1 protein-coding gene and 1 pseudogene are annotated in these 2150 nt (G+C 68.9%); both read left to right on the top strand.

Features of this window, described 5'->3' with window-relative positions; genetic code table 11:
• Positions 1-1614 (top strand): annotated as a pseudogene (locus tag ADL01_RS19470) (glycoside hydrolase 43 family protein); the annotation flags it as partial.
• Complete coding sequence (locus ADL01_RS46355; RefSeq protein WP_234354721.1) at positions 1588-2100, top strand: RICIN domain-containing protein; 513 nt, start codon at positions 1588-1590, stop codon at positions 2098-2100. The pseudogene ADL01_RS19470 and the gene ADL01_RS46355, both read left to right, overlap by 27 nt.
• The last annotated feature ends 50 nt before the right edge of the window (positions 2101-2150 follow it).

Raw genomic sequence — 2150 nt, 5'->3', positions numbered from 1 at the left:
ATGTCCTGGCTCCAACACCCCCACAGCCGCCGGAAAGTCATGACGGTCACCGCCGGCCTGGTCGCGGGCGCCACGCTGCCGGCGATGGGCGCGATGCGCGCGGCGGCTGCCACGACGGCCCAGCAGGAACGGTTCCTCAACCCGGTGATCTGGCAGGACTTCGCCGACCTCGAGGTCATCCGGGTCGGCGACACGTACTACTACACCGGCTCGACCATGCACTACTCGCCGGGCGCGCCGGTCCTGCGCTCCTACGACCTGGTCAACTGGGAGTTCATCGGCCACTCGGTGCCGGTCCTCGACTTCGGTGACGCGTACGACCTCAAGGGCGCACGGGCGTACGTCCAGGGCATCTACGCGTCCTCGATGCGCTACCGCCCCAGCGACAAGACCTTCTACTGGGTGGGACAGATCGGCTGGCAGCGGTCGTACGTATACAGGGCCACCGACGCGGCGGGCCCCTGGACCCGGCACGCCGAGATCGGCAGCATCTACTACGACGCGGGGCTGCTCTTCGACGACGACGGCACCCCGTACGTGGCGTACGGCGCCAACGAGATCCGCGTCGCGCAGCTCTCCGCGGACCTGCGCACCGAGGTCAGGTCCGAGCACGTGCTCACCAAGCCCGACGCGTTGCACTATATGGAGGGCTCCCGCTTCTACAAGATCAACGGGAACTACTACATCTTCGTCACCCGCCCGCCCAACGGCCAGTACATCTGGAAGTCCACCTCAGGCCCCTTCGGCCCGTACGAGATGCGGGAGGTGCTGCTGGACCTGCCCGGCCCGATCCCCGGCGGCGGCATACCGCACCAGGGCTCGCTGGTCGACACCCCGAACGGCGACTGGTACTACATGGGCTTCATCGACGCCTATCCCGGCGGCCGCGTCCCCGCCCTGGCCCCGGTCACCTGGAACGCCGCCGGCTGGCCCGAGCTCCAGAAAGCCGACGGCGCGTGGGGCGAGACATACCCCTACCCGCTCCCCCCGCACCCGCTCCCGCCGATGACCGGCGCCGACACCTTCGAGGGGACGGCGCTGGCGCCGTACTGGGAGTGGAACCACAACCCCGACACCGCCGCGTTCACCGTCGGCAACGGGCTCACCCTCAGGACCGCCACCGTCACCGACGACCTCTACAGCGCCCGTAACACCCTCACCCGCCGCATCCAGGGCCCCGCCTCCACCGCGACCGTGGTCCTCGACTGCTCCGGGATGGCGGACGGCGACCGGGCCGGGCTGGCGATGCTGCGGGACTACTCCGCCTGGATCGGCGTCACGCGGCAGAACGGCGTCAGCAGGCTGGTGATGTTCGACGGCCTGACCATGGACACCAGCTGGAACACCACCGGCACCGGCACCGAGCGGGCCCGCGCCGACCTCCCCGCGTCCGGCAGCCGCGTCTGGCTGCGCGCCTCCGCCGACATCAGCCCGGGCCCGGGCCGCCAGGCGATATTTTCCTACAGCACCGACGGCACCACCTTCACCCGGCTCGGCCCGGCCTACACCCTGAACGAGCGGCCTCATTTCTTCATGGGCTACCGCTTCGCCGTCTTCAACCACGCCACCAAGGCCCTCGGCGGCACAGTGCGGGTGGAACGCTTCGACGTGAGCGCGTGCGCGCCGACGGCGCAAGCGGGCACTGTGGACACGAACGCCTGGTACGTCATAGTCAACCGCAACAGCGGCAAGGTACTGGACGTGTCGGGCGTGAGCTCCGAGGACGGCGCCGCGCTCACGCAGTGGGCCCGCATCGACGGGACCAACCAGCAGTTCCAGTTCGTGGACTCCGGTGGCGGCTACTACCGGTTGAAGGCGAGGCACTCCGGCAAGGTGCTGGACGTCTCCAGCTGGTCGACGGCCGACAACGCCGCCATCCACCAGTGGAGCGACCACGATGGCGTCAACCAGCAGTTCCGGTTGGCCGACTCACCGGACGGATACTTCCGGTTGATCAACCGCAACAGCGGGAAGGCCGTCGAGGTACCGGGCTTCTCCTCCGACGACGGGACCGGCATCGTCCAGTACTCGGACTGGGGCGGCGTGAACCAGCAGTGGAAACTCGTCCGCGTCGGCTTCACGGGCTTGAGCTCCTGCTGACACCGGTATCCGGTTCAAGCCCACCGCAACTCCCCTTGCCCGCTGGGCAA

Source organism: Streptomyces sp. NRRL WC-3618, assembly GCF_001280005.1.
Lineage (GTDB): Bacteria > Actinomycetota > Actinomycetes > Streptomycetales > Streptomycetaceae > Streptomyces.
The sequence above is the reverse complement of the archived record's forward strand: the minus strand, read 5'-3'. Positions and strand labels throughout refer to the sequence as shown.